Annotated in this window: 27 protein-coding genes; 5 read left to right on the plus strand and 22 right to left on the minus strand. The window is 68.3% G+C overall.

The genetic code is table 11. The features are described 5' to 3' along the window. The first annotated feature begins 23 nt into the window (after positions 1–23). The 4 genes from AC07A6_RS00875 to AC07A6_RS00890 all read left to right on the plus strand — a co-directional run bounded on the left by AC07A6_RS00875 (position 24) and on the right by AC07A6_RS00890 (position 2,781). Positions 24–1,040 (plus strand): MSCRAMM family protein, encoded by a 1,017-nt coding sequence (locus tag AC07A6_RS00875; RefSeq protein WP_478775509.1) that lies wholly within the window; start codon positions 24–26, stop codon positions 1,038–1,040. Positions 1,041–1,262: 222 nt separating this feature from the next. Then, positions 1,263–1,616, plus strand: coding sequence for an SPDY domain-containing protein (locus AC07A6_RS00880; RefSeq protein ID WP_478775510.1), 354 nt, complete (start codon positions 1,263–1,265; stop codon positions 1,614–1,616). Positions 1,617–1,721: 105 nt separating this feature from the next. Then, positions 1,722–2,018, plus strand: a complete 297-nt coding sequence (locus AC07A6_RS00885; RefSeq protein WP_478775511.1) for a hypothetical protein — start codon at positions 1,722–1,724, stop codon at positions 2,016–2,018. Between the two features lie 16 nt (positions 2,019–2,034). Further along, positions 2,035–2,781: an SPDY domain-containing protein gene (locus AC07A6_RS00890; RefSeq protein WP_478775512.1), complete on the plus strand. Its 747-nt coding sequence runs from the start codon at positions 2,035–2,037 to the stop codon at positions 2,779–2,781. A 155-nt stretch (positions 2,782–2,936) separates the two neighbouring features. On the opposite strand, the gene AC07A6_RS00895 is transcribed toward AC07A6_RS00890, so the two are convergent. The 19 genes from AC07A6_RS00895 to AC07A6_RS00985 all read right to left on the minus strand — a co-directional run bounded on the left by AC07A6_RS00895 (position 2,937) and on the right by AC07A6_RS00985 (position 16,949). Continuing rightward, positions 2,937–3,107 (minus strand): hypothetical protein, encoded by a 171-nt coding sequence (locus AC07A6_RS00895; RefSeq protein WP_478775513.1) that lies wholly within the window; start codon positions 3,105–3,107, stop codon positions 2,937–2,939. 66 nt (positions 3,108–3,173) lie between these two features. Further along, positions 3,174–3,758, minus strand: coding sequence for a GNAT family N-acetyltransferase (locus AC07A6_RS00900; RefSeq protein WP_478775514.1), 585 nt, complete (start codon positions 3,756–3,758; stop codon positions 3,174–3,176). Further along, the gene (locus tag AC07A6_RS00905; RefSeq protein WP_478775515.1) at positions 3,755–4,363 is read right to left on the minus strand and encodes a lasso peptide biosynthesis B2 protein; all 609 of its coding nucleotides are present in this window, start codon (positions 4,361–4,363) and stop codon (positions 3,755–3,757) included. The genes AC07A6_RS00900 and AC07A6_RS00905 overlap by 4 nt, the downstream gene beginning before the upstream one ends. Next, complete coding sequence (locus AC07A6_RS00910; protein ID WP_478775516.1) at positions 4,360–6,027, minus strand: albusnodin/ikarugamycin family macrolactam cyclase; 1,668 nt, start codon at positions 6,025–6,027, stop codon at positions 4,360–4,362. Before AC07A6_RS00910 ends, AC07A6_RS00905 begins: the two co-directional genes overlap by 4 nt. Before the next feature lie 91 nt (positions 6,028–6,118). Next, a complete protein-coding gene (locus AC07A6_RS00915; RefSeq protein ID WP_398672368.1) occupies positions 6,119–6,259 on the minus strand; it encodes an albusnodin family lasso peptide in 141 nt (46 codons plus the stop codon). A 110-nt stretch (positions 6,260–6,369) separates the two neighbouring features. Continuing rightward, on the minus strand, positions 6,370–6,693 hold the full coding sequence (locus AC07A6_RS00920) for a hypothetical protein (RefSeq protein WP_478775517.1): 324 nt from the start codon (positions 6,691–6,693) through the stop codon (positions 6,370–6,372). Further along, positions 6,690–6,923, minus strand: coding sequence for a hypothetical protein (locus AC07A6_RS00925; protein ID WP_478775518.1), 234 nt, complete (start codon positions 6,921–6,923; stop codon positions 6,690–6,692). Before AC07A6_RS00925 ends, AC07A6_RS00920 begins: the two co-directional genes overlap by 4 nt. A 168-nt stretch (positions 6,924–7,091) precedes the next feature. Further along, positions 7,092–7,940 (minus strand): helix-turn-helix domain-containing protein, encoded by an 849-nt coding sequence (locus AC07A6_RS00930; RefSeq protein WP_478775519.1) that lies wholly within the window; start codon positions 7,938–7,940, stop codon positions 7,092–7,094. A 12-nt stretch (positions 7,941–7,952) separates the two neighbouring features. After that, the gene (locus tag AC07A6_RS00935) at positions 7,953–8,486 is read right to left on the minus strand and encodes a DUF6879 family protein (protein ID WP_478775520.1); all 534 of its coding nucleotides are present in this window, start codon (positions 8,484–8,486) and stop codon (positions 7,953–7,955) included. After that, a complete protein-coding gene (locus AC07A6_RS00940; RefSeq protein ID WP_400748995.1) occupies positions 8,437–8,721 on the minus strand; it encodes a hypothetical protein in 285 nt (94 codons plus the stop codon). Before AC07A6_RS00940 ends, AC07A6_RS00935 begins: the two co-directional genes overlap by 50 nt. A 218-nt stretch (positions 8,722–8,939) precedes the next feature. After that, entirely contained in the window at positions 8,940–9,638 is a 699-nt protein-coding gene (locus tag AC07A6_RS00945; RefSeq protein WP_478775521.1) for a hypothetical protein, read from the minus strand. 86 nt (positions 9,639–9,724) lie between these two features. Then, positions 9,725–10,180 carry a hypothetical protein gene (locus AC07A6_RS00950; RefSeq protein WP_478775522.1) on the minus strand — a complete coding sequence of 152 codons (456 nt, stop codon included), beginning with the start codon at positions 10,178–10,180 and terminating at the stop codon, positions 9,725–9,727. 81 nt (positions 10,181–10,261) lie between these two features. Further along, a complete protein-coding gene (locus AC07A6_RS00955; protein WP_478775523.1) occupies positions 10,262–11,986 on the minus strand; it encodes a relaxase/mobilization nuclease domain-containing protein in 1,725 nt (574 codons plus the stop codon). A gap of 15 nt (positions 11,987–12,001) precedes the next feature. Continuing rightward, a complete protein-coding gene (locus AC07A6_RS00960; RefSeq protein WP_478775524.1) occupies positions 12,002–12,499 on the minus strand; it encodes a MobC family plasmid mobilization relaxosome protein in 498 nt (165 codons plus the stop codon). A 479-nt stretch (positions 12,500–12,978) separates the two neighbouring features. Then, positions 12,979–14,133, minus strand: coding sequence for a DUF2637 domain-containing protein (locus tag AC07A6_RS00965; protein ID WP_478775629.1), 1,155 nt, complete (start codon positions 14,131–14,133; stop codon positions 12,979–12,981). A 44-nt stretch (positions 14,134–14,177) separates the two neighbouring features. Then, positions 14,178–14,768, minus strand: a complete 591-nt coding sequence (locus AC07A6_RS00970) for a WhiB family transcriptional regulator (RefSeq protein WP_478775525.1) — start codon at positions 14,766–14,768, stop codon at positions 14,178–14,180. A 143-nt stretch (positions 14,769–14,911) separates the two neighbouring features. Next, positions 14,912–15,649 (minus strand): ATP-binding protein, encoded by a 738-nt coding sequence (locus AC07A6_RS00975; protein ID WP_478775526.1) that lies wholly within the window; start codon positions 15,647–15,649, stop codon positions 14,912–14,914. Beyond that, on the minus strand, positions 15,646–16,698 hold the full coding sequence (locus AC07A6_RS00980) for a UBA domain-containing protein (RefSeq protein ID WP_478775527.1): 1,053 nt from the start codon (positions 16,696–16,698) through the stop codon (positions 15,646–15,648). The genes AC07A6_RS00975 and AC07A6_RS00980 overlap by 4 nt, the downstream gene beginning before the upstream one ends. Further along, a complete protein-coding gene (locus tag AC07A6_RS00985) occupies positions 16,698–16,949 on the minus strand; it encodes a transcriptional regulator (protein ID WP_478775528.1) in 252 nt (83 codons plus the stop codon). Before AC07A6_RS00985 ends, AC07A6_RS00980 begins: the two co-directional genes overlap by 1 nt. Before the next feature lie 667 nt (positions 16,950–17,616). Here AC07A6_RS00985 and AC07A6_RS00990 point away from each other — a divergent pair. Next, a complete protein-coding gene (locus AC07A6_RS00990) occupies positions 17,617–18,492 on the plus strand; it encodes a helix-turn-helix domain-containing protein (RefSeq protein ID WP_478775529.1) in 876 nt (291 codons plus the stop codon). 385 nt (positions 18,493–18,877) lie between these two features. On the opposite strand, the gene AC07A6_RS00995 is transcribed toward AC07A6_RS00990, so the two are convergent. The 3 genes from AC07A6_RS00995 to AC07A6_RS01005 form a co-directional block, all read right to left on the minus strand. Further along, entirely contained in the window at positions 18,878–19,510 is a 633-nt protein-coding gene (locus AC07A6_RS00995) for an HAD-IA family hydrolase (RefSeq protein ID WP_400749455.1), read from the minus strand. Between the two features lie 255 nt (positions 19,511–19,765). Beyond that, entirely contained in the window at positions 19,766–21,001 is a 1,236-nt protein-coding gene (locus AC07A6_RS01000; protein WP_478775530.1) for an MAB_1171c family putative transporter, read from the minus strand. Between the two features lie 144 nt (positions 21,002–21,145). After that, on the minus strand, positions 21,146–21,646 hold the full coding sequence (locus AC07A6_RS01005; protein WP_478775531.1) for a hypothetical protein: 501 nt from the start codon (positions 21,644–21,646) through the stop codon (positions 21,146–21,148). Positions 21,647–22,005 lie beyond the last annotated feature (359 nt).

A 22,005-nucleotide genomic window follows, 5' to 3' on the forward strand; every position in this document is an offset into this window, starting at 1 on the left:
ACCCACCAAGGAGCACAACCTCGTTGTCCAGCCGTACCGCCCGCCGCAAGGCGCCCACCGCTGCCATCGCCGTAGCCGCCGTCGCGACTGGAGCCCTGACCTGGGCACCCTCGGCCTCAGCCGAGGTACCCGAGCCGACCCCGTCCACGTCGGCGCCGGCTCCGCGCAGCATGCCCGAGCCGGAGCCCGGCGGCGTTGAGATCCACAAAAAGGACCCCGCCGGCGCCACGCTCGAAGGCGCCCAGTTCAGTCTCCTTGACACCATCAACGGTGCGAAGGCCCTGCAGGGCAAGACCGGAACCGACGGCATCCTCCGCTTCGAGAAGGTCACCCCGGGCGTCTACCGGCTCAAGGAGACCGACTCCGGCAGCGCCATCCACGACCTGGCCGAGGATCGGGATGTCATCGTCACCCCAGGCCAGGTCACCCCCATCACCGTCGTCGACCCCTTCAAACCTGCGGAACTGACGGTGAAGAAGACCGACAAGACCACCGGCAAGGCGCTCGCCGGCGCCGTGATCAACATCCGGCCTTCCGGCAGCGGCGGTGAATCCGTCACCCTGACCACGGGCAAGGACGGCACGGCCAAGGCCCGGCTCACCGTCACCGTACGCACCGGTACCGCCTACACCGCCACCGAGACCAAGGCACCTGCCGGCTACCAGCTGGACTCGAGCCCGGTACAGGTCACGGCGAAGCCCGCCGCCGCAACGACCGCCGAGTTCACCAATACGCCCACCGCCACCACGCCGCCGACCCAGCAGCCGAGCAAGCCGCCCACCACCACGCCCACGCCCACCCCCGAGGCCTCCGCACCCGCAACCCCGACGCCGGACAACTCCAGCGGTACCCCCACTCCGTCCGTCACCCCGACCAGTACGGCCACAGCCACTGCCGGTCCCGACGGCCAGCTCGCTCGCACCGGCGCCGCCTCCACCGCCTGGCTCGCCGCAGTAGGCGGCCTCCTGATCAGTAGCGGAGCCGGCGCCATCTGGGCCGTGCGACGCCGACACGCCAACCAGTCGAACGACGCTTCCTGACGCACCCATCACCGCCGTGAACGGCGGGACAACTGAAGACGCAAGCGAGGGCGGTATCCCCCAGGGGATGCCGCCCTCGCTTCGTGCTGTCAGTACGGTCAGGAAACCTCATCAGGGAGATCGCTGACGGCAGAGCGACAGAACGCCTCACCTGCTGGAACACGACCGCAGGTGCATGTCAAAGTGGGTGACTTCCTGCCCCTTCCGAGCACGGAGCCGCCCATGACTCACGCCGGCGACCAGCCCGGCTTCTCCACCACGATCGAGGCCCTGCGCATCCGCACGTGGCTCCTCGGCCGCGGACACCCCACCCAGGTCATCGACCGCTTCACCGCCGAGGACTTCAACCTGGTCGTCGACGACCGAGCCGATGCGCACGTCGCCAGCAAGGACGGGCGCTTCTACCTCGGCTGGTTTCCCGAGGGCCGCCCCGGCGACCTCGACGTCGGCTGGGTGATCGCCATCACCGGCACGGCCACCACCCACGGCTATCAAGCGAGGTTCAGCACCGAGACCCCCGCTGCCGTCGTGGCAGCAGCCGTCGAGACCGTACTCGCCACCTCCCGGCGCAGCTGACCCGCAACAACGGCTCGGACCGGCCCCGGTCCCAGCCCGACGCCTCTTCCGCTTGTCCCACTTCACGCGCCGTGCTGTGCCCCGGCGTGTCCAGAAGGAGCACCAGTGCAACCGCAGACCCATCACGCCGTGACCGTTGGCGAGATCATCGACCGTCTCGCGTCCTGTGACCGTAACGCACCCCTCTTCCTCGCGATCAACCCGGAGTTTCCGCATGTCCACTTCGCCGGCGAGATCGTCACAGCCCGCGACGGACAAGGCGGCCAGGTGGTCTTCCTCGGCGAAGCGGGGCAGGGGGAGGTCCTTCCGCCCGCCATCGCTCAGGCCCTGACCTGGCATCCGCCCACAGGCACGGTCTCCCTCAGCCGCCGCGCAGTACGCCGATCCGCAAGGCTGGCATGATCGGCCGCCGAGCCCTTTGGAGGCGCCCCTGTACTCCCACACCCCGCCCGAACCGAGCACGCCCCACACAGGCTGGCTCTGGGCCAGTCCCCGGCACCTGGCCGGAGATGACGGAGACCTCGCCGAGGCCGTCGGGCACACCCTGACGGGCGCCGGCTGGTCCTGCTGGACGACGGCACACAAGTCCTTCTTCCACTCCAGCCCGGACCAGCTCCGAAGCGCCGAGTGGATACTGGCCGACCCGTTGACCACCGGCTTGGGCGACCTTCCCATCGCCTGGGAAATCTCCGCACGCGAGGCCCCCGACCGCGGCATCGCGGCATGGACGGCGTACTTCACCGCCGGCATCCCCCACGAAGCACTCACAGCCTTCGTGCTCGCCTTGGACGCGAGGAAGGAGCCTGCGTGGGGCTTTGACGGGATCGACGCGGTCACGCAGGTCTTGGCAGCTGCGGGCTGGGCCCCTGACGCAGACGACCCGGAGCACACCTTCTGGGACGCCTCGTTGGCCTCGTCCTGGTCCTGGGCGGTTCTTCCCGCCGGGATCGAAGACCAGGACCCCCGTCCGGATCTTCCCGGCTGGATGGCCTGGTCGCAGCCCGAGCTGGGAAGCCCGTACCTGTGGTGTGCGGCGTTTAGCCACTCGGCGCCTCAGGACCTCGTCGCTGCCTTCGCCGAGGCGCTCGTCGCCCCGGCACCGGTGCCTCGCCGAACCCTCCCGCACGTCTCCGAACACTGCCTCACGGTCAGCCACATGCCCTGACCGGTCCAGGGGAGGACGCTGAAAAGTCCGCGGGATCAACGGCCTGATTCCAGCACAACGATGCCCCGCCGGACGGATGGAGGGGGCTTCTGCTGTTGCCGTTGGTGGCCAGCCTTTCCGGGTCCAGTGGCTGGGCGGTGGATCAGCGGAGCCGTTCAGATCCCGCGGGCGTGCCGGGGGACTCCTCGGGGGACATAGTGCCCGCCCGGCCCGGCGGCCACGGTCACCGGATACACCGCGGGCGAAGCCCCGGTCTTCACCGTGACCGCGCTCAATGCGGGCGGCGAGTCGCCGAAGTCGACACCGCCGATCACCGGCACCGTCATGGCCTGAGACAACACTTGTGCCCCGCTCCCGGTGGCTAGGGGGCGGGGCACAGGTGTGTGCAACGGTCAGTCGCGGCCGTCCTCGGTCAACGGTCGGACGGCTGAGGGGCCGGTGAAGTCCTCGGGGAGTGCGTCCATGATCAGCTCGTCCACCGGCCGGCCGAGCCAGAATCCGGACTTGCGCATCCGGCCGGACTGCTGGAACCCGGCCTTCTCGTACGCCTTGATTCCCGCGGTGTTGGGGGCGAGGACCTTGAGGTGGACCATGCGCAGGGCACCGAGGTGAAACGCCCAGTCCAGTGTCAGGCGGGTCGCCTCGGTGGCGTAGCCCTTCCCCCGGTGCTCGGGGGCGATGACGATGACGAACTCGGCGGTGTGTACGAAGGCGTTGACGATGAGGATGGTCATCCCGACCGGCTCGGGGCCGTCGAGGATCTCGAACTGCTGGTAGTTCCTGTTCCCGCGCTGTCCCTCCCAACCTTTCTCGCGGACCTCCCACGCCTGCGGGAACTGGTTCCCGTAGCCGAGGAGAGTCCCAGGGTCGTTCTCCCACCGGTGGTAGTGGGGCAGCATCTCCCGGCGGGGCTGGCCGAGCGCGAGGCGTTCCCCGCGCAGCAGCACGTGGGATTCACTCGAACGGGTTTCAGTCATGAGGCGGCTCCTTTCCGACCCTCTGCGAGGGACGGTCCATCGGGTGTGTAGGTGACGGCGTACAGCGCGGTATCCGGGGGCTCTTCGACGGGCCGGCCGTCGGGGTCGGCTATCCAGGCGTGCATCCGTACCGGGTCCCCGGCGATGCCGTGGCGCCACTCCGCGCGGCGTCCCGACGCTGCCATCAGTACGGCGGCTGCGGTGGACTGTTCCAGGCAGGCCCAGCGTGCGGGCATCACTCGCGACGCCCACCGTATGGCGTTGACCGCGTCCCGGGCCCGGCTTTTGCTCGCCTGGGGTAGTCCTCGGCCGATCCCTGCCAGCCGCACCAGGCGGTGGAACTTCCCCGAGCGGGAACCTGCGTGAGCCACGACCGCCGTGGCGAGGAGGACGGGGACGGCGGCCACACGCTGCGTCCAGGGAGCTGCGGGTACCCGAGTGAGGGTGGCGGCCACCTCGATCGTCCCCCACGAGGGGACGTCCTCCTGGTGCTGGATCGTCAGGGCGCCCTTGGGCGGGATCGTGTGGAGTTCGGTGCGTCCGCTGCGGTAGTCCAGGACCACGCACGAGGCGGGGAGTACCACCGCCACCAGGTTGTTGTTCACCGCGTCATCTCCCGGGCCGGCGACCACCGCACTGGTTTCTCCGACTCGATCGCGCCCAGCCACATTTCGGCGGTCAGCGCGGCCAGGAGCGGCGGCCAGACCGCCCTCGCGCCCAGAGCCACGCCATGCAGGGCGGTCCGCAGCGGCCCGGGATCGATCAGACCGGCTGCCGCCAGGCGCCCGTCCGCCAGCGTGAGCAGGTAAGGGAGGTTCGTCCGTACCCCCCGGTGGAAGTCCGCGGCGAACACTCCCTTGGCCGCCCTGGTGCGATGTGCCTCGGGCAGATGACCCCCCACAGCGTCGACGAGTAGTGGCTTGTACCGGCGCACGCTGAACCGGTCTTCGGGCGGGACGGAGACCACCGCGTCCAGGAGTGCGCCGTCGAAGTAGGGATTGGCCAGCTCCAGGCCGAGAGCGGCGGCCAGTTCGACGTCAGCGGCAGCAGCCCGAGCAGCGCCGCGCAGGTCCGCGATCAGTACCGCGTCCGCGTCCTCGGGGGGCGTAACCGGTTCGGTGGTCGGGGCGGTCAGCCACTGCGGTCTCGTCATCCACGGCCGGTGGAGGCGGGCCACCGAGCCGGAGAGCGCGGCCATGACCAACGGCCATGGACTTTCCCGGCGCAGCTGCGACCACTCCAGAGCGTCCCGCCCCATCCGCACCCACCGGCCGCTGCGGGCCAGGTCCGCCAGGTGCACGGGGGGAGACAGGAACAGGTTGTCGCCGCCGTCTCCCGTCAGGTGGCAGAGCGAACCCCGATCGGCGACGGTGAGGAGCTGTCCGGAGAACGAGGCCCACAGCCCCGAGGAAGGGGCGGGCCCGTCGGTGGCGGGCAGCTCCAAGTCAGCTGGGGTGAAAGGCAGGTGGTTGCGGCGCAGTGGGAACTCTGCGTGATCCAAACCGGGCACCTGGCGCGCGTACCGCATGTCGCCGCCCTCGGTGACGCCGTCGGGGTGTGCGGTCAGGCCGAGGACCGGGCCGTGCTGGGCGGCGAGGACCGCCATCGTGGTGGAGTCGATGCCCGCGACGTCACAGGAGACCTTGACGCCTTCGGCTCGGGCCCGCACCCCCTCGTGCAGTGCCTCGGCGACCAGCGGCACCACTTCCTCGTATGAGCGACGCGATGGAGACCACCAGGATGTCACCGACGCGGAGCCGGTCGTCTTCAGCAGCAGCCGCGATCCGGCGGGCACCGGCGCCACGCCTGCCCAGGCGCTGCGGCGTGGTGCGGGGGTCTGGCGGTCGAGTAGGAACGCTGCCATCCATGCGGTATCGATCCCCCCGCCGCCTAGAGCGGCCAGGGCCCTGGAGCTGGAGCCCCATACGGTGCCGCCCTGAAAGCGCGTCGTGTAGAGGGGGATTGCCGACACCGGGTCGGTGAAGATCTCGGTGTCGCCGGACTGCCCCTGACGGACCACCGCGTACGACCCGGGCCACATCCGGCCCGCTCCGAAAGGGCCCGGCTCGTACAGGGCCCGGTCGAGGTCGTGGCTGCTGGCTGCGCACGGGCCGAACACCGCTAGGCGACGCCCGTTGCCCTCGAGCGTTCTCACGTAGCGCTCGGACCAGTCCCCGGCAGCCCACAGCGGTGGGTCACTCCAAATCAGCCGCGCGCTCTCGGGCGCCCTCGCGGGCCCACCCGGCGCGCATCCTCCGAACCAACGCATCGCTTCCCCTGCCTCCTTGAGGTGCGGAACACGGGACGGCGGCCCCCGTGGAGGAGGGCCGCCGCCCGGTGCATCAGTGACGCGGAGAGCGTCAGGCGTCGTACGGGGTCTGCTTGCTCTCGACGCCTGAGTTGTCGCTGCCCTTCGTCAGCGTGGCCGCGTCGCCGAGGTCGATCACGGCGGGCGGGGTGCCCTCGGGCTGGACCGCCGGGGTGGTGCTGGTGTCGGACATGATGCTGCTCCTCTCGAGGGTGTGCGAGTGATGAAGGGGGTGGTGCTGGTGGTGCATCCCTGCCCGTGCCGACTGCCTGGAAGGTGCGGGGAGGGAAATCTGTAGGCCGGTTAGACCGGCACCAGGGCATCTCGTCGAAGGCCTTCGAGAACCCGGGCCAGCAATGTCACGTCCGGCTCTCGGGCTTCTACAGCGGCACGGCCTTCCTCGTGCCACTCGCCGAGGGCGCGGCGCCAGGCGCGTTCCGCGCGTTCGACCTCACCGCGGATTTCATCCAGGAGCTCTTCGGCCTCGAAACGCAGGTAGACGACCTCGGCCGGGGTAACGCGCAGGGTGAGGCGGCCGTCTTCGACGCGGACCTGGTCGAGGGAGAATTCCACGCACCGGGCGGGGTCGCCGGCCAGCTCGGTTTCGTCCAGCAGCCGTAACCTCACCGCGTCTCAGCCTCCCGTACCGCGCCCGGGGGAACCGTCCACTCGATCCCGCCGTCCTCGGGCCGCACGAAGACGGCGCACGGCACTATCCGCCGGGGCTCGGGGTCTTCCCGGGGGCCGATGAACTGGGCGATGCCCTCACGGTCTTTGGCAGGGTCCAGGACGCGGGCGCCCTCGTGGAGCCAGGCGGGGAGCAACTGGTGGGACGGCGGGCGGTGCGCGGTGGTCACAGCGGGGCCTCCTCGTCGGGGGCGGGCCCTGCCACATCAGGGGACGTGAGGCAGGGCGCTCCTCGTATCTACCGCCGGTTGGGGAGCCTGGTGCCTTCCCGGCGGTTGTGACCACCCTGCCGTCGAGTGGGAAGCAGCACCAACGGTGTTGCGGTTAATTGCGAAAATTCATCTCAGCGCGGTGATCGCGGCGTCGATGAGTGCGCGGGCCTCGTCGCCGTAAACGGCCATATTCGACAGCTCTTCGAACGCCTGGGCGTAGTCGGCGAGTTCGGGGGGCTGGGTGACGCCGAGCTTCGCAGTCAGGGTTTCTACGTGCACCCGCCGGTCGTCGTAGAGGTAGAAGGCCTCCAGCGGCCACATGGTGCGCGCGGCGGTGGCCGGGATGACGCCGAGCGACACGGAGACCAGCGGCATCACGGTGAGCAGGTGACGGAGCTGGCCGACCATCGTCTGGGAATCCCCGATCTTGGACCGCAGTACCCACTCTTCCAGGATGACCGCGTATCGGTGGGTGCCCTCGTAGAGGAACCGGGACCGTGCGACGCGGGCGGCCACGGCCTCGGTGACGTCGTCCGGGGTCCCCTGGAAGCGGGTGATGCTCCCGAGCAGCGCCGTCGCGTACGCGGCGGTTTGGAGAAATCCGGGGACGACGTTGGATACATAGACGCGCTGGAGAGACGCCTGCGCGTTGGCGGTGTAGGCGTTCTCCTGGGCCTGGAGGAGCCCGTTTTTGTGTAGGCGGCGCCACTCTTGGTACATCGACTCGACGGCGCGAGAGGTGGCGATCAGGTCTGTGGCCTGGTCGTCCGCATCGCAGGCCGCACACCATGCGCGGATGTCCGCGTCGGAGGGGGCGGCATCGCCTTTCTGGATGCGGGTGGTCTTGGCAGGGTGCCAGCCGCACCGGGCGGAAAGCTCACGTCCGGTGAGGCCGGCATCCCGGCGCAGGTGCGACAGGCGCACCGCGAGCGCCTCGCGGGCCGCCTGAGCGCTGGAGGAGGGGGAGATGGGCATGGGTGGTGCGCGTCAGACGGTGTACTTCTTGTGGTCGACGGCACGTTCCCATACGGCCTCGAACGCGTCCGCGCACAGCCTGACCACGGCTGGTACTTCACTCACCGAGTATTTCGGGTCGTCCCAGTCGCCCACACCGGTGAAGTGGTTCCAGCGCACCAGGCGGTCGTCGATCAGCCAGAAATCGTTTCCCGGCAGCGCGATGTCCGACGCCTGACGGCGGGGAAGCCAGCGGACATGCTCCCCGGCTTCGACGTTCAGGGGCGTGGCCGCGTGCTCCCACCGGATGTAGTCGGTGACCGGCTCGGACACAATCCGGGCTCGGCGCATCATCACGCCCCGTCCGACCGTTTCCCGGACGATCCCGAGCCACTCCGGCCACCAGGCCGCCGTTGGGTCCAGAACGATCTCGCCGGTTTGCCTGAACCGTTCGAACTCCTCCACCTCGTCGCCGACGCTGTAGACGTCGCGCATCTCCAGGTGGACCGCGCTGCGTTCAGCGGTCCTCAGCATCGTCACGAAGTCCGGCACGCCGTTCTGCGTCATCACACGCCTCCCTCAAGATCGGCACCATGCGGGCGGGGATACGGATCACTGTCTCGTGCGGAGGGATACCCGTGTCGTGACCGGCGACCCACTGCGTTCCGCCGACCTGTGCCCTCAACAAGTCGTCGGCCTCCTCGCCCTGTATGACCAGGTCGGCCGTTTCCTCTTCCACCCACACCGTCGGTGAGCCGTCACCTCCGGTGTTGGGGTCTATCCCGACGAACCGTAGCGTCATAGCGATCTCCCCTGTCCAGCGGATTGCGCGTATTTGCGTGTGACGGTTCCCGAGCGCGGGATGAGCGTCAAGGGCTGGGGACAGGTCTGGCGCGATCCGAACACGACGAAGCCCCCGCCGGACGGGACTCCGCCAGGGGCGTCATTGTGCTCTGTTCGTCTGACGGGAGAACAGAGCGGCGCCCCGTCCGGAGATACGGGGTGTCAGCTCGTGCGGGATCAGGTGACCGGAGCCAAGGCCTTGTCGAGGGCCTTGTCGAGGTGCGTGTCGACCAGGCCGGGACTGCCGGAAAGGACGACCAGGACGGTGCCAGACCGCACGGCGACCTGCTTGATCATCGTGGTCTGGCCTCCGCCAGAGAGTGTCATCACCGTTGCCCACCGTTCGTCGCCGCGCTCCGGTGCGGTGACCTTCTGGGTGGTGACGTTGATGGGCGTGCTGCCGGACGCCAGCTGGTACTTCGGGCAGGCGGTCATCGCGTCGAAGACGGTGCGGGTGCCGGAGGAGAGCTTGTCCTCGGCATCGGTGTATATCTCCTCGGCCACCTCGGAGTCGGCGGACCCGCTGTAGGCGAAGGTGACCTTGGCCTGGGTGGGGAAGCCGAGCGACCCGCCGGCGGCGGCTCCACCGAGTTTCTCCAGTGCGGGGCAGCCCACGACGGCGATGTCGTCGTGCTTCGAATCCTGCTGCGGCTCGACCCGGTAGCCGGAGCCCATGTCGACAATGTCGAGCAGACGCGGCCCGAGCTGGTCGGCCGAGAGCGGCACGGCCTTCGTGTCCTGCTGCGTTGTGGTGGAGCTGCTCGCCTTCCGGGTGCCGGCGGAGCCGGGGTCCGGCGTGGTGCCGGTCGAGCAGGCTGTCAGCGTGAGCGTGGCCGCTGCGGCAAAGCCGAGCAGGGTGGTGCTGTGGTGTCGCATGTGTGATCCCCCCGTGCGTGTGTGCGGGTCGACGGTGCCCCCTGGCGATGCTGATCTTCCAAGGGGGGTGATGGCGAATTGCGAGGTCAGAGGATCGCGCCCGCGAACGTGCCGTCGTATCCGAAGGACGTCAGTCCCTCCTCCCGGCTGCCGAAGACCCCTTCGATCGGGCCCGAGTTCTGTGCGTACCAGTCACTGTCGAGACCGGGCACGAGCGCCTCGTGGCCGCTGCGGCAGCGAACCCATACGTGATCACCGCTGTTGAGCACCAGCCAGTCCCGGTACGCCCCGCACTCAGTGCAGCTGATCACTGCACCGTCCACGGACAGTGGCGCCCAGTAACGCATCATCGTGCCGGCCAGCTGCTCCGGCGCCGGCACGAGCAGATCGACCGGTATCGCCACCGAGCCGGTCTCGGCCGCGCCGGCCGTGGGGACCGCACCGCCCTGGTCCGGTTCCTGCGCGGTGGAGGCGATGTGCATCGCCTCCGCCTGGAACTGGCGGACCGAATCGTCCTGTCGGCCTCGTCTGCTGCGGAACATGGGCGCCTCCGGGTGATCGTGGTCCGCGTGTACGGTCACACCCTCTCTCGTGGGCGTGACCTGGTTCTACTCAACAAACGTTCACAGCCCTGGCGAGCGGCGGGAGGGCTGTTCGGCAGCGGTGGGGCGGGCACCGGTCGGCCGCGAGGTGGCTCCTGCGGCAGACGGAATGCCCTTGGCCGGATCAGCGGGGAGGTCGGCCATGCGGCGCAGGCGCCACACCAGGACGTCGCTGACAGAATCGGCGGTGCCCAGCTCTCGGCGGGCAGCGGCGGCGGCCAGTAGAGGCCCCGGCTGATGTCCGGCAGCCTCCGCCTCAGCGAGCGTGGCGGCCAGCGCCGGCCAGCCGGGCTCGGCCAGTAGCTGTTCGGCCAGGTCCGGCAGAGCCCGCCGCACTACGGATTCGTGTCGGCGCCGAACTGGGAGCGAAAGGTGCCGACCGCGTTCGTACAACGCCCCGATGGGTCGTTCGGCAGCACTCGAGTACGCGGCCTGGAGGTACTCGGCAGCCTGCTGGGCAGCGGCGGCCTGTTGGGTGTGCCCCTTCCTCCCGTGCCACAGAGCGGCAGCGGTGACGAGGAAGAACAGCATGTCGATCACCATCGCCGTGGTGGCGCCGTCCTCGCCGCGGCCCAGGGCCGGCCCACCGTGTGAAAGGTCGCGGGCGGCCTGTCGCAGCGCCCGGTCGTGGTCGCGTACCGCGCGGACGTGCGACCGAGAGGCCCGCTCGAACGCCGCCGCGGCCTCGCGGAGCTCGCGCCGCGTATGGGCGGCGGAGGTCTTGGAGAGTGCGTCCAAGACCTCCGCGGCTGAGGCGATCTGTGCTGCGACCGCGCCGTCCTCGCCCTGGTCGATGACCAGCACCGCCTGCCAAACGGCCCCGGCCGCGCGGCGGCGAGCCGATGCCGGCCTGGACATGCCAGGCTCGGCCACCAGCCTCGTGCTGTCGTCGGTCTCGGGCTGGTCGGGCATGCCGCTCCAGCGCTCGCGGATGCGAGGCAGCGACAGGTCGGGGGCCAACTTCGATCCCGAATAGAACACCGGGTCGCCGTCCTTGTTCCGGTCGTCGGGCAGGGCGACGGTGTATCCGAGAAGGTCTCCGGACGGTGCGACGCGCTTCCGGACGAGGAGGCCGGAGCCTGCGAGCCGATCGAAGAACTCCGTGTCGCTGTTGGCGCCGGCCACCGCGCGCCGTACGGTCTCGCGGAGTTCCTCGCGCGGGGTGCGCTCGCGGCGCTCACGCTCGGCCTTGTGGCGTTCAGCGCTCGTGGGCCGCTGGGCTGCGGTGCGATCGCCGGAGTTGAGGCGGCGCAGTCCGAGTTCGGCTTCCAGGAGGCGGGCTTCGTCTTGGACTCGCTGGGCGTCCTGGTCGAGGTCGGGCTTGTAGCCGTCCTCGCGGACCAGGGTGGCGATGATGTGGATGTGGTCGTCGGCGTGACGAACTGCCGCCCAGCGGCAACCGGCGCCCTGGTCCGGGTCGTCGATTCCGGCAGCAGCAACCATGCGTCGGGCGACGTCCGCCCACTCCTCGTCGGACAGGATCCTGTCGGTGGGGGCGTTACGGACGGACAGGTGCCACACATGCCGGGCGGGGCGGCTGTCCTCTTCGGCGTTCTGCACAGGCTGATCGAGGAGGCGCTGGAGCTGCTTCAAGGTGGCCTGCGGGTCGCGGCCGGGGTCGGGGGCGTTGTCGTCCCAAGAGGCCACGAGGTGCGGGTCGGTGTGCTCCTCGTGCGTGCCCGGCCCGTACAGGTAGGCGAGCAGGCCGATGGTGCGCTTCCCGCGCTTGTGGATCCTGGGGATCATGCTGGTGGTGTCTTCCTAAGGTTGGTTCAGCAGGCGGTCGGTGGCGGCTTGGACGCGATCCACGGCTTGCCGGACAGCGGCGAGTGCCGCGTCCAGTTCCTCGGGCTGGCCACCGGAGTTGATGGCGCGGGCGATCTGGTTGAGGTTGTTGCCGACGCGACCGAGGTGTCGGCGCGCGGCGAACAGCTCCGAGACCGTCTCGCGGTGGCCGGCGATGGCGGCGGCGGTGTTGTCGAGGTCACCTGCGGCGGCAAGACCACTGCGGGCGAGGAAAGCGGGCAGGCTTGCTCGTGTCGCGACGGCGGCAGCGGTGAGGACTGTCTTCTCGGTGTCGTTGAGACGGACGTAGATCACGTTCAAGCGCTTGTCGTCGCCGGACTTCGGCGAGCGCTTGCGCACGATCTTCTTGGCGTCACGGCGCTTGCGTCGCGACGGCTGCTTCTCCGGCTGCGATCCGCCCTCGGTCGCTGCTTCCCGGACCAGCGCCCCCTGGCGCTGGTCCGGTCCCGCCACCCTGGGGGCGGGCTGCGCCGAGGCCGTCTTCCCCGACGGGGAAGACGGTCTTAGCGGATAACTTGCTCGCCCTGAGGTCGGGTTGGTGACCGGCTGCCCCGTGGAGCTGGGCGGGGGACTGATCGGGATTGTCATGGCCTGCGAGCCCTCATCCGGCGGATGCAGCGCTGAACGCCTGCTGCGACCTCAACCAGGGCACTCGGGCCGGACAGCACCCGGACGGGCGCGTCGGGGTTGTCCTGGATGAGCCACTGCCCGGTGGGGGTTGGCACGGCGGCGTGAAGGTGGCCGTACCGGACCAGGACTTCCGCCCAGGCGTATGCCTCGGCGTCGTCGGCCACTCGGGGACGGCCGTGTGGTGCGGGTGCGCGGGACAAGGACGGCTCCATTCGGTGTCTGTGGGGGCGGTGGCCCGCATGGCTGCGCGGGCCACCGCATGGAGATCGAGGAGCAGGGCGTTGACCTGCGCCTTTGGAGGTTCAGCCGCGCGCGAGGCGTTCCTTTGCCACGGGCGTGCTCCGCTTCGGACGGGGGAGGTGGGAGAGAGCCGGATCTCGGTACAGCGCTTCCTGGAGCTCGGAGAACCGCTCGTTCCCGATCGGGAGGTTCTTCTCGCGCAGGTAGGGGCCGATGACCCGGCGAGTCATCCGCCCGCCGGCGAGCGCGGCTTCGCGAGCGATGGGGAGTAGCACCTCCAGCGGCACGGGATCAGCTGCTGGTCCGGGGGTCTGGTCCGGGGTCGGTCCGGCCGGGTGTGGTCCGGGGGTCTGGTCCGGGGTCGGTCCGGCCGGGTGTGGTCCGGGGGTCTGGTCCGGGGTCGGTCCGGCCGGGTGTGGTCCGGGGGTCTGGTCCGGGGTCGGTCCGGCCGGGTCTGGTCCAGAGAGCTGGTCCGGTCCGCGCTGGTCTTCGGCTTGAGCTGCGGCGATGCGGGTGCGATCCACAGCCGGCTTGGGGCCTGCCCAGTTCTCGCTCCGAAGGCGATCGTTGGGTGCGGGGGTGTCTGCTGGTCCGTGGTCTGCCCCCTCTCGGGCGCTATGCGGGTTGGGCAGGCGGGATGCGAATCCTCGGCCGGAGTTGGCTCCGGCAGGCTCGCTCGAGCGGTCCGCGATGTCTGCGCCCTGTGGCCGCTCCGGGTCCGGACCGGACTGGTGGTCTTGCGGGGCCCAGACGTGTGGCGCCGAAGGCGCCCCCTGGTCCGGGTGCTGTTTGGTCCGCTGGTCCGCTGGGTTGGTCCGGGGGGAGTCGCCGAGCTGGTGGCGCGTGATGAGGATGTACAGGTGGACCGCGCCGGCGAGGGCCAGCGGCGCGAGCGTGGACAGCACCGCGACGACGGTGTCTCCCAGGCGCAGCCCGCTGGTGAGGACGGTCTGCTGGTTCAGCCGGACCGCATGGAGCGCATTGGCCCAAATGCTCGCAGCGGTCGCGGTGCCGAAGAGCGTCCACACGTACAGCCGGGCTCGTAGTGGAGCGGCGGCAAGCACGAGCAGGGCGCGGACGCCGTACGCGATGAACCCGTCGACCACGAGCGGGAACAGGTAGGTGAGGAACCCTCGGACGTGGATGGCGACCGCCATCTGCTGGAGCGCGTCGTACGAGAGCGCGCAGCCAGCGGTGCCCAGTGCGACGATCGCCATCCGGTCCCACGCGCTCACGGGCGCGACCTTGACTGCCGGGTTGGTCACGCGGCCGTCCTGAAGTCGACGACCAGGGACGGCGTCGGGGCCTTGGGGCTGTTGACCACCTCGGCGTTCGTGAGGGCAGCCGCTTGCTCCTTGGCCGCCTGCTCATCGGCCATCGCCTTGCGCTGCTTGTTCATCAGCCTGCGGGTGTAGTCGTGCTCGGTTCCCAGCAGCTTGCCCAGTCTCTCGATGCTCCACCCGAGGTGGAGGGCCCTTCTGACAACGTGGTCGCGTTCGGTTGTGGACAGCGCGACGTCGCGCCCGCGGAAGACCGCCTCGACGCGCCGGTAGTCCAGGCGCTCGGCAACCTTTTTGTGGTACGGCCTGCGCTCGGACTCGGTCAGGCCGGCCCGGATTCCCGTGCGGCTTGCCGTGTCCATGGCTGCGTCGAAGCATTCCTGTCGGACCGGGCAGTGGCCGCAGATCATCTTGGCCCGCTGGATGTCCGTGGTGGCGCTGGCCTCGGGGAAGAAGGTCTTGTCGGCTTCCTCGATGTCCATGCCGTAGCAGAGCGCGCGCTCGTACCAGCTGTGGTCGCCGACGCCGCGCAGGTCGACGGCCGAGGTCTCGTGGGTGGTGATGTAGTGCATGGGATTCTCCGATGTGCCTCACGGCCGGCGCGCGGTCACCACGTCCCCGGCAGCAGCAGCGGGGTGGTGTGGAGGGTCCTGGCGGTGAGGCGGGCAGAGGCGCGGGCAGAAGGCCGCACCGTGTGTTCGGGGTGGGGAGAGGGTCAGGCCCGCAGGTAGCGGTGGTCGGGTCCGTTGAGTTCGACCTGGACGCACATGCCGGCCAGCCGCGACAGGACACGGTCGCCGATCTTGTCGCGCAGCACTTCCTGCTCAGTGGGCATGCCCGGCGTACGGATCGGCGGGAGGTTCGTGGTCACGATCGTCGGCAGGTGCCGCTCGGCCCGGTAGTTCAGCAGCCGCCCGGTCAACTCCTCGTTCCAGGGCGTGTGCTTGGGCAGCCCGAGATCGTCCAGCAGCAGTACCGGCGCCCGCATGTAGCGGCGCAGCATCCACTCCGGGTCCACGCCCGGCCGGGGCCGCATCTCCGCGTAGAGGTTCGCGGTGAAGACCGCTTCCCAGGCCACACCGCACCCAGCCGCGGTCAGTGCGCGGATGGCCCCGTAGGCCTGCCGGGTCTTGCCCGTGCCCGTCGGCCCCCACAGCAGCAGGGAGGGGCCGTGGCCGATGGCGCGGCGCCCTCGTCCGCCGTGGTTGTCGGCGACCGCAGTCGCGGCGACCTTCGCCACCCAGGCCGAGACGACCGGATGATCTGCCTCGGCGTCCTGGTAGTCGAAGGGGATGCGGGCCTGCGCGGCATCGAGGGCGGGCTGGATGTCCAGCCTGTCAGGCATCTGGGGTCCGTCGAAGTCGATGCCGCGTTCGGTCAGCTTGTCCCTCCACCGGGCGACGAGCCTGTGCTCGCCGGCCTGCAGGGGCTCACGGAGGGCGGTGCGGGTCACAGGCTCACTCCGAAGGTCGTGGGGGCGGGGGCGGTGCTGTTGAAGTAGGGCGCGCTGGAGGGCGAAGCGCTGGCCCATAGCCCCGCGCCGGAGGCGGAGGACGAGCTGTTGATGACCGCGTTCACCAGGCTGGCGAGGGTGGAGGGGTTCAGCCCCTTGGCCCGCAGCTGCCCGAGAGCAGTGCGCACCGTGTTCGGCTCGAATCCCTCGTCGAGCAGGGCCTTGATTTCCCGGCCCAGGTGTCCCAGGACCTTCTGCGGCGGACGCTGTCCGCATTCGGTGACGTACTCGGCCACCAGCTCCTTGGCGGAGACCGAACCAGGTCGAGCGACCGGCTCGGGCGCCACGCGCCCCGTAAGGGAAGATCCAGGATCCAAGATCCTAGATCCAGACGCATTCCCCTCCCGGAGCACTCCGGGAGTGTTCGAGGAGGTCTCCCCGATAAGCGCCTGACCTGCGGATTTGGACCCGACCAGGGTCGGCTGGGCGGGGTGCGCCGACGACTCCGCCTCCGGTGCGAGCAGCGCGTCTCCGACGATGTCTCGCGGGTAGAGGGCCGCCTCGGATTCGATGGAAACCCGGGGATCGAGTCCTCCCGGAGTCCTCCCGGAGACCTCCGGGAGGACTCGCGGAGCCGATTCCGCCTTGCGCCGCTCGGTCTGCGGGCACCGGTCCGAGTCGCAGCCCCCGCACTGCTGGTGCTGCTGGTGGAGCGGGCAGCGCGACAGCCGGGAGGTGGAGCGCTTGTCGATGCGCTGGTGCTTCTCCCACGTCACCAGGTGCAGGTTCTCTTTCCCATCACAGCCGGTGTACCGGCAGATGAGACCGACGTCAGCCAGCGCATCGAGGTCCTGCTCGACGCCGGCGATGTCGTGGTCCCCGCGCACCATCCAGATGTATCCGGTGATGAGGGATGCGAGGTCCTTGTGGCGCCCGGAGTCGTCGGCGTGGCTGATGAGACCGAGGAAGGTGCGCTCGGCGTGGAGGCCGACTTTGGCGAGGTCCTCCGACTGGAACCATTCCGGCTTGATGGTGCGGATTCGTGCCATCAGGCAGCGCCCCCGGCGAGGAAGCCGGTGCGGAGATCGAAGGTTCTCGCGAGGGCCCAGTCGGCGCCGGGGTGGCAGCGAATGATCCAGCGGGCCGCGACATGGGCCTGGGTCCGGCTGATCCGCACGGAGCCGCCGGCGGCATTCGTGGCGCGGACGTCGAGGTGCGGCCAGGCGGTCCGGCCGTCCATCAGCTTGACGCGGACCTGGGCGGCCTGCGGCAGCATCCCTTCGAGGCGCTGCGCCAGCATGCGAGCCTGAAGGGACGGCGATTTTGCGCAGGCGTCGATCGACGGCCTTTCGCGCAGGGGTGTGGACATGCGACACTCTCCGGTGAAGTGATCCGCACCGTGTTCCGTGGAAAGGGGGCCGGTGCGGTGTAGGTGGGTGACCTCAAGGGCTCTTGCTGGAGCCCGAGGTGATCTGCGCACAGCGCCAGAGTTGCTGCTCTTGGCGTTGCACAGTCGGCGTCGGGAGTTGCTGCTCTCCGGCGCCGTTTCTGTATCCCTAGCCGCTGCTTTCGTGCGGCTCGCGCTGCGTCCTCACGGATCCTCCCCCTGGTTTAACGTCCCACCGGGCTCCTGCCCGGCGGGTTCGGCAACAAGCTATGCGGACCCCCGCGCAAGGTCTAGACATAGCTCTAGAACCTGCGTACTGCGGCGCAGCACCCCCGTGACCGGCGCGGAACCGCCACGCAAGGCTCTGGGCCATGCGTCTGGGGCTTCGCTGCCTCGTCGGCCGGAATCCTTCGCCGAGGCGTATGCATCAGCGAAGAGCTGGCACCATGGAGAGACATCGCCCCTGATCACCAGCTGCGATACAGGAACGTACGTTAGTTGTGCGGATGTATCAAGCCGTCGACTACAGTGCTCTAGACACCACCCGGATCGCCTAGACCGCCACCTCGCAGGAGTTCATGTGCCCCCACGTCAGTTCGACGGCAGTCGCGTACGCGCTGTCCGACGGGGCAGGGATCTCAGCCAGAAGCAGCTGGGCGAGATGGTGGGCGTTAGCGGCCCGGCTGTCGCACGGTGGGAGAACGGCAGCGAATTCCCCAAGGGCGAGACACTTCCCGCGCTTGCCGCGGCGCTCGGCCAGGCGCTCAATGTCCTTTTCCCCCACGACGGCCCGCCGGACCTGCAGCTCCTGCGCTGCGACGCCGGCCTCAGCAAGGGGCAGGCTGCCGCGATCATCAATGCCAGCCGAGTGCCGGTGAGCAACGCTGAATCCGGGAGGCGCAGGCTCAGCGATGCCTACGTGGAGCCACTCGCGCAGGCCTATGGGGTGACCGAACAGGAGTTGCTGGCGGCGCAGGACCGCTCGTTTGGGATTCGTACTACGTCTTCGCGTGACGAGCAGGTGTCCTCCCCCCGCACGATCAGGGAAAAGATCACCTTCCTCCTGGAACACGGCTACGTTGGCCAGGAGCCTCCCTCTGACGAGGAAATCGCACGGGCCGTCAATGAGCATGCGGGCATGACGGCCGTCACGGCAGACGACATCGTCGCGCTCCGTACGGGTGCCACCACCGACGCTTCCGACGTAGTGCGTGCCGGGCTGGCCCACGCCCTCCAGGTCGGCGCTGAACTCTTCCAGGACGATGCGGAGGTCGACCCAGCGGCCCGTGACTTCTTTGAAGCGCTCCAGTTCTTCGGCTCAATTCACCGAGGACAGATCATCGGCTTGGCCGCCCGCGGTAACCAAACGGGACTGTCTGCGGAGATGATGGCCAAGATCAACGAGGTCGTTGGAGAGCTGAAACACAAGCTGCCAGACGTGCAGGGCGGGAAGTGACACCGCCTGTCGGCAGGTTCGCTGGGCATCACGCGTAGCGGGCCCGGCGCCGGCCCCAGCGACCATTGAAGTCTCTCGTGGGTCGGCTCCGAGGCGCCCTCGCTCCGCGGGCTTGGAGCCCTGTGTGGACCGCCAAGCTGCGCGCAGACCAGGGGCAGGTCTCGGAGCTCGTCCCCAGCCGGGCTAGTGGCGAAAGCGAACGGGACTACGAAGGTCGCCCCGACAAGTCGGTGCAACGTCGCAGTCCCGCTGTTGTTCGCGAAAACGTCATGCCGCCGGGTGGAGACCTGCTTGTTCTCCGCTGTTCGTCACCCGTTGCACGCCAGCCATCACATTTGGTGCGTTCGGTCTGGAATGTAGCCGCGCCAATGCGCGCCGCTACTCACTACGGCGCTGCAGCAGTGAGGTCCACACCGAGCAGGTTCGAAAGCTCGGCCACCGTCAGCTCGGGGTTCTTGTTGTGCACCCCTGCGAGGCCGAGCTGCTCTGCCGCCCGAACGTACGCCTCGGTGTCGTCGACGAAAACGCACTGCTCGGCGGGCAGCTCCATGGCCTTGAGTGCGATCTCGAAAAGCTCCGCATCGGGCTTACGCATCCCGTGGTGCTCGGAGATCACCACCGCGTCGTACAGCGTCTCGAGCTCGTAGCCGTCGTACAAGTCCCAGGGTGCGAGCCCCACGGAGTTGGACAGAATGCCGACCTTGATCCCGGCTCGCCTCGCGGCGGCTGCGGCGTTGATCAGCAGCGGCTCAGGACGCAGGCCACCGAAGATCCGGCCCATCAGGCCGTCGGGAGAGACGCCCAACTTCTTGCCGGCGATCTCGTTCCACTCGGTCTGGCTGACCGCTCCACGTTCGAGATCGCTGGTGATCCGGACACCCTCTTCGTCCTGGTACAGCGCGGAGATGCACGCACCCTGGGGAAGCCCTTCACGCTGCTCGAAGGCCAACACGACGGGCAGCAGGGGAGTGGTGAGCACACCTCCGAAATCGAGGATGAGGCCAGTGCGGTTGGACATGCGGAAAACTCCATTGCTGAGACTTCGGACGCCTTCCAGACCGGGCAGCGTCGTGGACCCGGCTAGGTGGCGACGGCAGCAGCTGTGCGTCGCAAGCCAGAGTCCACTTACGGGGCGGAACAAGACCTATCGGCCCGCGCCACCCACGGTACCAGCCACGTTCATGAAGCCGCAGTGCCTAATGTCACTAACCGGTACGCCATTCAAGATCGCCATGCCGCTTGGCGTCGTGATCCGGCAAGGGGCAATCGCGAGTTATCGATTCGGTTCGCTTTCTGCCTGTGCGGAGTGCTCGAAAAGCGTCCGAGCTTGCGCCGCGTCTATGTCCGAGTAGACCGCGCTCACGCGTGTTAGCCAGGCAGCTTCGCTGTCGGTGTCAACGAACGGTTTCGCTTTGAAGGGGCTGACGGCATACCGGTGGGCCTGCGTGGCATCGGCAGCTTGGAGGGCTGCCTTAATCCAGTACGCCTCAGCGGCCGGCTCGGGATCGGCGTGTGAGGAGGTCGTGTCCTCTGCGGCGAACTGCAATTCTTCCGGGGCGTAGTATCGCAGCTTTTCGCAGGCGTCAGCAATATCCTGAGTCCAGCGATCCAGGCGGACATCGCTGGGGACGCGCATGTGGATTAGTTCTGCGAGACGCGATCCAGGCGGGTACAGGCTCGTCCCCGGAAAGGCTTCCACCAGGTCAACCCAGAGCGGATGGATTCTATATAGGGTGCACCACGTCTTCCAGCGGGCAGCAGCAGCGCGGGTAGTGGGAATGCTCGCACCTACAGCCACGATCAGGAATAGCAGGTTCATCCATAGCGCTGTGGCGTCTATAAGTAGCTGCACCGTGGAGGCGCTCAGGGGGAACGCAACCGCTCCCCAGAGGATGGTGACGCGGGCCACTGTGTGGATCAGTCCCATCCACATCGCGACACCCATCAGGCCGAGTCCGACACGCATGCTGGTGTTCTCGGCCTGTCGCGCCGCTCTTGTCCATTGGTAGCCGCAAACCGCAGTTGTGATGAGTGGGAAGAAGTAGAAAACGGTCATGTAGACCGCAGCGCCCCATTCCCCGGCGTGATCGATTAGGAAACTGCGACTCGGTGAGGGGCGGTCCAACACGGTGAAAAATAGGACGGTGAGCAGAGCCACGCCTATCGCGCCAGCTCTATAGGATGCGCGAGCGATCCAGCGCGAGACCGCGACATGCCGGGGCACGACGGCCTCCGTGCTCTTCCCGTAGCTGGTTGCGACGTAAGTCAAGGCTGCGATGATGGCTGCAGTGCTGGCGAAGTGCCGCAGGAGGGCGCTCAGGTCGACTACAGGGATTCGGTCCACTGCGTGCATCACCGCTGGCGTGTATAGCCATAGAGCTACGGAAAAACCTGCGTAGCCACCCCAGAGGGCTCGGCGGTGAGCGTCGGCGTACCGAACTGCGGGGAATCGCCAAACGGCGATGACGGTCATTGCTGCCGCAGTCAGGTATTTGAAGTAGTCGAACACGTAACCTGTGCATATCTACGGGCTGGCTGGGGCTTACCGACCCGGAAGGCTGGCTGGCCACAGCCACGATTGACGGTAGGCGAACTGTGTGGTGGCTATCAAAAAGCCGGGAATGCCATACTGGTGATCACCAGTCACTCCCGCCTAAAATCGGCGTCGTGGTGGGGCAACAGGATGAGAAAGTGAGGATTCTAGGAGGCTGACCATGTCATCTCCCCCTACAGGATGGCGACGTGCCAGCCGCTTTATCAACGATGCCGAAAGTTCGGCTCGTTTCTCCTCGGGGCTGTCGAAATTTACGCGACCTTGGACCAGGGCCGCCGGGAAGCGCCGAATGACTTCCTGGCGGATGTGTTCAGGTACGTATCGCTCGATCTCGGCAGCCGTCAGGGTCGTTCCGTGGTCCAGCCACTCATGCGCGAGCTCATGGAGAATAATGTGCTCGGTCTGGCAGCGACTTGAACGGCGGCGGTAGAGAATAATTGTGAACTCAGGTGCCTTGACCCGCAGACCGCATGCCGTGCCCAGGCCTCCATCGGGATCATCCATTGGCACCAGGCGAATCTGGCGGCTCAGTGCATGTTCCATATTCCGCACCAGCGCCTCGACGCTGAAAGGTGTGGGGATGGGAAGATCGGCGAGCAACCTCTCGCATTCCTTCACGAGAGCGCGCCGTGAAGGGTCCCGACGCCAACGCATAGTCGTTCCCTTTAATTACCGCCGGGGTGTCCGCTGTCGGTCCCCCAGATCCCGATATCCGCACGTGGGGCGCGAACAGCCTGGGATGCGCACTTGAGGTGTGGTGGCCGGGCGGCGCATCCTGCCGACCCCTGATCTTACTCGCCGGAAAGCGCAGGCTGCACGGGCAGGGCGTGTTATGAAGGTCACCAAAACGGAATAGGCCATCATGGATTCCAAGATCGAAAATCCGGCAGGCTTGATCCAATTCGGGTGACACCGGAGAACAGCGACTCTGGTCCAGGCGGAATGATCTCCGCCACGAC

The organism is Streptomyces sp. NPDC044002 (genome assembly GCF_056434525.1).

What these genes read in the sequence shown, in the direction of transcription:
- AC07A6_RS00880 (WP_478775510.1), top strand. Translation starts at nt 1,263, where the DNA reads ATGACTCACGCCGGCGACCAGCCCGGCTTCTCCACCACGATCGAGGCC.
- AC07A6_RS00895 (WP_478775513.1), bottom strand. Translation starts at nt 3,107, where the DNA reads ATGACGGTGCCGGTGATCGGCGGTGTCGACTTCGGCGACTCGCCGCCC.
- AC07A6_RS00900 (WP_478775514.1), bottom strand. Translation starts at nt 3,758, where the DNA reads ATGACTGAAACCCGTTCGAGTGAATCCCACGTGCTGCTGCGCGGGGAA.
- AC07A6_RS00910 (WP_478775516.1), bottom strand. Translation starts at nt 6,027, where the DNA reads ATGCGTTGGTTCGGAGGATGCGCGCCGGGTGGGCCCGCGAGGGCGCCC.
- AC07A6_RS00915 (WP_398672368.1), bottom strand. Translation starts at nt 6,259, where the DNA reads ATGTCCGACACCAGCACCACCCCGGCGGTCCAGCCCGAGGGCACCCCG.
- AC07A6_RS00930 (WP_478775519.1), bottom strand. Translation starts at nt 7,940, where the DNA reads ATGCCCATCTCCCCCTCCTCCAGCGCTCAGGCGGCCCGCGAGGCGCTC.
- AC07A6_RS00935 (WP_478775520.1), bottom strand. Translation starts at nt 8,486, where the DNA reads ATGACGCAGAACGGCGTGCCGGACTTCGTGACGATGCTGAGGACCGCT.
- AC07A6_RS00940 (WP_400748995.1), bottom strand. Translation starts at nt 8,721, where the DNA reads ATGACGCTACGGTTCGTCGGGATAGACCCCAACACCGGAGGTGACGGC.
- AC07A6_RS00945 (WP_478775521.1), bottom strand. Translation starts at nt 9,638, where the DNA reads ATGCGACACCACAGCACCACCCTGCTCGGCTTTGCCGCAGCGGCCACG.
- AC07A6_RS00950 (WP_478775522.1), bottom strand. Translation starts at nt 10,180, where the DNA reads ATGTTCCGCAGCAGACGAGGCCGACAGGACGATTCGGTCCGCCAGTTC.
- AC07A6_RS00955 (WP_478775523.1), bottom strand. Translation starts at nt 11,986, where the DNA reads ATGATCCCCAGGATCCACAAGCGCGGGAAGCGCACCATCGGCCTGCTC.
- AC07A6_RS00965 (WP_478775629.1), bottom strand. Translation starts at nt 14,133, where the DNA reads ATGGCGATCGTCGCACTGGGCACCGCTGGCTGCGCGCTCTCGTACGAC.
- AC07A6_RS00970 (WP_478775525.1), bottom strand. Translation starts at nt 14,768, where the DNA reads ATGCACTACATCACCACCCACGAGACCTCGGCCGTCGACCTGCGCGGC.
- AC07A6_RS00980 (WP_478775527.1), bottom strand. Translation starts at nt 16,698, where the DNA reads ATGGCACGAATCCGCACCATCAAGCCGGAATGGTTCCAGTCGGAGGAC.
- AC07A6_RS00985 (WP_478775528.1), bottom strand. Translation starts at nt 16,949, where the DNA reads ATGCTGGCGCAGCGCCTCGAAGGGATGCTGCCGCAGGCCGCCCAGGTC.
- AC07A6_RS00995 (WP_400749455.1), bottom strand. Translation starts at nt 19,510, where the DNA reads ATGTCCAACCGCACTGGCCTCATCCTCGATTTCGGAGGTGTGCTCACC.